This is a genomic window from Actinomadura sp. NPDC048032, assembly GCF_040653175.1.
Classification (GTDB): Bacteria; Actinomycetota; Actinomycetes; order Streptosporangiales; family Streptosporangiaceae; genus Spirillospora; species Spirillospora verrucosospora.
The window spans coordinates 1-4,801 of the sequence record NZ_JBEZJP010000530.1; the positions used below are offsets into that span (position 1 = coordinate 1).

Here is a 4,801-nt window from a genome sequence, read left to right on the forward strand (position 1 = left end):
GCCAGGGCCGCGACGGCGGCGGCGGGCAGCAGCCGCCACGGCGGCGGCCACCCCCGCGCCCGCGCGTGCAGCGGAGGCAGCGGGTCCTCGGTGGCCAGGCCCGCGCGCCGCAGGTACCAGCCCACGGCGAACGCCGCCGCGATCCCGGCCGCCCACACCGCGACGGCCGCCCACACCGGCCATCCGCGCCCCGCCGGCCTCTCGGCGGCCTCCGCCCGGCCGTGCGCCTCGGTGAGCGTCATCGCCGCCTCTCCTTCCGGGACGGTCGCGGGACGCGGGTCGCTCCGCCGCGCCCCGACGAGCGCCCGGCCCCGCGCCGGGCGGTGACCTCCCGGGCCGCGAGCACGCAGGCCGCCACCACGGCGATCGCGCCCAGCACGATCGCCAGGTTGCGGCCGTAGGGCAGCGGGAGGCGGGACGGCTCGTCGGCGCGGCGCCCGTAGCCCAGCACGACGGGGATCGCGACCACGGTGACGCAGCCGCCGATGACCAGCGCGGCGCGCACGACGCGCCGCCGGCCGGCGGGCACCAGGCCGGTGAGCGCCCCCGCGGCGAGCACCGCCGGGACCAGGACGGCGTCGTGCAGGACGGCCGCCCCGGCGAACCACTTCGCCCATGCGGCCAGGGGGACCTCGTCCACGATCCCGCGCAGCCCGACGGCGATGAGCGCCAGGCCCGCCGCGTACGCCGCCGCCTTCGAGACGATCCGCGCGTTCACGACACCACCAGCCGGTGGACCCATTTGGTCTGCATGACCCCGGGCCGGTTCGGGGCGATGAGACGGCACGGGTGGCCGTGGTCGAGGGCGAGGGGGGCGCCGTTCATGCCGAGGGCCAGCAGCGTCAGCGGGTCGCGCCAGTGCGGCGGGGCGACCAGCGAGGTGCGGTAGAGGCCGTGCCGCTGCAGCGACTCCACCAGCACCTGCGCGTCGTCGGCGACGCCGGCCAGGCGCAGGACGTCGCGCAGCCGCACGCCCCGCCAGTCCGCCTCCACGCTCCAGCCCTCCACGCAGGAGATGGGCAGCCGCGCGGTGTGCTGCGGCAGCGCGCGCAGGTCGGCCAGGGACAGGGTGACCTCCCGCGCGACCCGGCCGGTGACGGTGAGGCGCCAGCGGGGGTCGCGGGCCTGGGCGGTGACGCCGGTCGCGGCGGCCGACTTGTTGACCGGGACGTCCTGCGGCCCGGTGCCGGGGCGGCGCGGCGCCAGCACCGCCAGCGGCGCCAGCGGGGTGACCGCCTCCCCCACCGTGGTGAGCGCGACGACGCCGCTCGCGCCGGCGACGGTGAGCAGGAAGCCGCGGCGCCCGACGCCGTCCTCGGGGCGGGTCATGACGGTGCGGCGCGTCTTGGCCCACTGGTCGGCGATGTGGATGACCAGCGCGCCGACGAGGATGTAGGCCGTCCAGTAGTGCGCGGTGGTGAAGTAGAACCGGAACGCGTACCAGTAGGCGACGTTCAGCACCCCGGTGACGAACTGGAACAGCGCCGCGCCGACCAGGACGAACACCAGCAGCCGCTGCGCGCCGTGGACGAGGGAGCGCACCGGCGGCCACTGCCACAGCCGCGGGTAGACCGTCCACAGCTTGGCCAGCAGCAGCGGGACGGTCGCCAGGCCGCCGATGACGTGCACGCCCTGGGTGACCCGGTACAGGTTCACCGGCCGCGACGGCCACAGCATCCACCCGGCGGGATGCTGCATGAAGTGGCTGACCAGCCCGGTCCCGAAGGAGACCAGGACGCTGACGCCGAGGGCGATGCCGAGCCAGGAGGCGACCCGCTCGTCGTGGAGGCGGCTGGTGAACCGTCCCGGGACGCCGCGCAGCACGGCTGCCGGCGCGGGCGGCCTGCGCCGTCCGGGCGCGGAACTCATGGGCGCACCTCCCCGGTGCGCAGGGCGACGAACCACCGGTCCGCTTCCTGCCAGGACTCGGTCACGGTCGCGGCGCACAGGGCGGCCAGCCCGGCGACGGCGTCGGCGGACACGTGCGCCCAGGGGAACCATTCGCCGACCGAGCGGTCCGAGCGCAGCCGCAGCGGCTCGACCCGGGAGGCCGAGCCGGGCGGGCCGACCTCCGCCAGCACCCGGCCGCCGGGCGCCAGCAGCGCCAGGACGCGGCGCAGCAGCACGGCGGGGTCGCCGCCGATGCCGATGTTGCCGTCGGCGAGCAGCACCGTGCGCCAGCGTCCGGCGCCCGGCACGCGGCCGAACACGTCGCGGCACAGGGCCGGGCCGCCCGCCGCGACGGTCAGCGCGACCGCGGAGGGGGCCAGGTCGATGCCCAGCACCGGCAGTCCGCGGCGGGCCAGCGCCACCGTCAGCCGGCCCGGTCCCGACCCGACGTCCAGGGTGGCGCCCTCGCAGCGGTCCAGGAGCCCGCCGTCGCCGTCGCGCACGGCCAGCCAGTCGTGCAGCGGCAGCGGCCGGCGGCGCCCGTCGGCGTGCTCGATCTCCACCGGGGCGCGGCTTCGCAGCGCCTCCTCGTACAGTTCGCCGATCATGCCGGGACGGTCCGGTCCCCGAGGGCCCGCACGGCGGCGGCGAAGCGGCCGTCCGGCGCGGTGGCGGCGACCGCGGCGGCGTCGGCGGGGGTGTCGACGTCGGTGAGCTCGGGCAGCACCACCGTCCGCAGGCCGGCGGCGCGCAGCCGCGCCAGCTGGACCGCGCCGGTGTCGGGGCGCGACATCGGGACCCCGCGCAGCAGCGCCGCCGCGGGGCGGCGCAGCCCGAGCAGCCAGAACCCGCCGTCGCGGGCGGGTCCGAACACCGCGTCGGCGCGGCCGAGCGCGCTTCGGGCGCGGTCGAGGAGTTCGGGGGTGACCTGCGGGGTGTCCATGCCGATCAGGACCATCGGGCGGCCGGTGTGGGCGTCGGCGAAGGCGTGGGCGAGGCGCTCGTCCAGGCCGCCGCCGCGCTGGGCGATGACGGTGAAGCCGTCCGGCAGCCACGGCCCGGGGTCGCCGGCGAGCGCGAGGACCCGCCGGCCGGCGGGTGCGGCGGCGACGGCGGCGAGGGTGTCGCGCAGGGACGCCTCGGCGAGCGCGGCGGCCTCGGCGGGGGTGTAGGCGGGCGTGAGGCGGGTCTTGACCCGGCCCGGGACGGGCTCCTTGGCGATGACGATGAGGTCGGCGTCGCCATGCGCGATTCCGCCGCGCCCGGTTCCGCCGGGCTCGGGTGCGGGGGTCATCGAGCTACCTCCGCCAGGACGCGGCGCATGTCGCGGACGGCGCGGACCGTCCCGCCGAGCGTCCCGGTCACCTTCGAGGCGCCGGTGCGGGGACGGTAGGGCACGTCGATCTCGGCGATCCGCCACCCGGCGCGGGCGGCGTGCAGCACCATCTCCAGGGGGTAGCCGAAGCGGCGGTCCCGCAGGTCGAGGGCCAGCAGGGCGTCGCGGCGGGCGGCGCGCATCGGCCCGAGGTCGCGCAGCCGGGTCCCGGCGCGCCGGTTCAGCGACCGGGCCAGCACGGCGTTGCCCAGGCGGGCGTGCGGCGGCCACGCGCCCGGCCCGGTCGGCCGCCGCCGCCCCAGCACCAGGCCCGGCGGCGGGGCAGGCGGCGAGGCAGGTGGCGAGGAGGTGGCGGCGCCGCCGGTTTCCAGGGCGCCGAGCGCGGCGACCAGCCGGGGCAGGTCGGCGGGGTCCAGCGAGGCGTCGGCGTCCATCACGCACACCACCTCGGTCTCGGCGGCGCGCAGTCCGGCGTGGCAGGCGGCGCCGAAGCCGCGCTGCGGCGCGGCCACGACGCGGGCGCCGCGGTCGGCGGCCACGCGCGCGGAGTCGTCGGTGGAGGCGTTGTCGACCACCAGGGCCCGGAACCCGTCGGGCATCCGGTCGAGGACCCAGGGCAACGCCTCGGCCTCGTTCAGGCACGGGAGAACCACATCGATCACAGCTCAGACGCTACTTTCGGTGATGGGGCGGCGACCCTTACGAACTGGTGACGTGCGTCCGGGCGAACTCGGCGACGCCCTCGGCGAACGGCACCCGCGGGCGGAAGCCGAGCTCGCGGCGGGCGCGGTCGGGCCGGGCGACGATGTGGCGGACGTCCCCGAGCCGGTAGTCCCCGGTGACGCGGGGGCGGGGGCCGCCGAACACGTCGGCGAGCGCGCCGGCCATGTCGCCGACGGTGCGGGGGTCGCCGCTGGCGATGTTGTAGGCGCGCAGGCCGCCGGGCTCGGGCGGGGCGGCCGCGGTGCGCTCCAGCGCCAGCACGCCGGCGCGGGCGACGTCGCGGACGTGGACGAAGTCGCGGCGCTGCGCGCCGTCCTCGAACACCAGCGGCGCCCGCCCGTCCATCAGCCGCGACCGGAAGATCGCCGCGACGCCGGCGTAGGGGGTGTCGCGCGGCATCCGCGGCCCGTAGACGTTGTGGTAGCGCAGCGCGGCGACGGAGCCGCCGGTCGCGCGCGCCCACGACGCGGCCAGGTGCTCCTGGGCGAGCTTGGTGTCGGCGTAGGCGTTGCGGGGGCCGGGCGGGGTCTCCTCGCCGACGGCGCCGGGCGCGAGCGGCTTCCCGCACGCCGGGCACGGCGGCTCGAACCGTCCGGCGCGCAGGGCGTCCTCCGGGCGGGGCCCGGGGCGGACGGGGCCGTGGGCGGCGCAGGCGTAGGCGCCCTCCCCGTAGACGACCATCGAGGACGCCAGCACCAGGACGCCGACGCCGGCGCGGGCCATCTCGGCCAGCAGCACGGCGGTGCCCTGCACGTTGACGGAGGCGTAGTCGGGCAGGTCGGAGACGTCCACGCCGAGGCCGACCACGGGGTGGAACACGGCCCGGGCCGGGACGAGCGCGTCGAGGGTGTC

7 protein-coding genes are annotated in these 4,801 nt (G+C 78.3%); all 7 read right to left on the reverse strand.

Annotation, left to right across the window (positions count from 1 at the left end; all coding sequences use genetic code 11):
• Positions 1–242: hypothetical protein (locus tag AB0C69_RS38175; RefSeq protein WP_360360794.1), on the reverse strand; the 242-nt coding region annotated here is incomplete at its 3' end.
• Positions 239–718, reverse strand: coding sequence for a hypothetical protein (locus AB0C69_RS38180; protein ID WP_345186886.1), 480 nt, complete (start codon positions 716–718; stop codon positions 239–241). The genes AB0C69_RS38175 and AB0C69_RS38180, both read right to left, overlap by 4 nt.
• A complete protein-coding gene (locus tag AB0C69_RS38185; protein ID WP_360360798.1) occupies positions 715–1,869 on the reverse strand; it encodes a molybdopterin-dependent oxidoreductase in 1,155 nt (384 codons plus the stop codon). Before AB0C69_RS38185 ends, AB0C69_RS38180 begins: the two co-directional genes overlap by 4 nt.
• Positions 1,866–2,498, reverse strand: a complete 633-nt coding sequence (locus AB0C69_RS38190; RefSeq protein ID WP_360360801.1) for a class I SAM-dependent methyltransferase — start codon at positions 2,496–2,498, stop codon at positions 1,866–1,868. Before AB0C69_RS38190 ends, AB0C69_RS38185 begins: the two co-directional genes overlap by 4 nt.
• Positions 2,495–3,184: a TIGR04282 family arsenosugar biosynthesis glycosyltransferase gene (locus AB0C69_RS38195; RefSeq protein WP_360360804.1), complete on the reverse strand. Its 690-nt coding sequence runs from the start codon at positions 3,182–3,184 to the stop codon at positions 2,495–2,497. Before AB0C69_RS38195 ends, AB0C69_RS38190 begins: the two co-directional genes overlap by 4 nt.
• Entirely contained in the window at positions 3,181–3,888 is a 708-nt protein-coding gene (locus AB0C69_RS38200; protein ID WP_360360807.1) for a glycosyltransferase family 2 protein, read from the reverse strand. The genes AB0C69_RS38195 and AB0C69_RS38200 overlap by 4 nt, the downstream gene beginning before the upstream one ends.
• Positions 3,889–3,925: 37 nt before the next feature.
• The coding region (locus AB0C69_RS38205) for an NAD-dependent epimerase/dehydratase family protein (RefSeq protein ID WP_360360810.1) at positions 3,926–4,801 on the reverse strand (876 nt) is incomplete at its 5' end.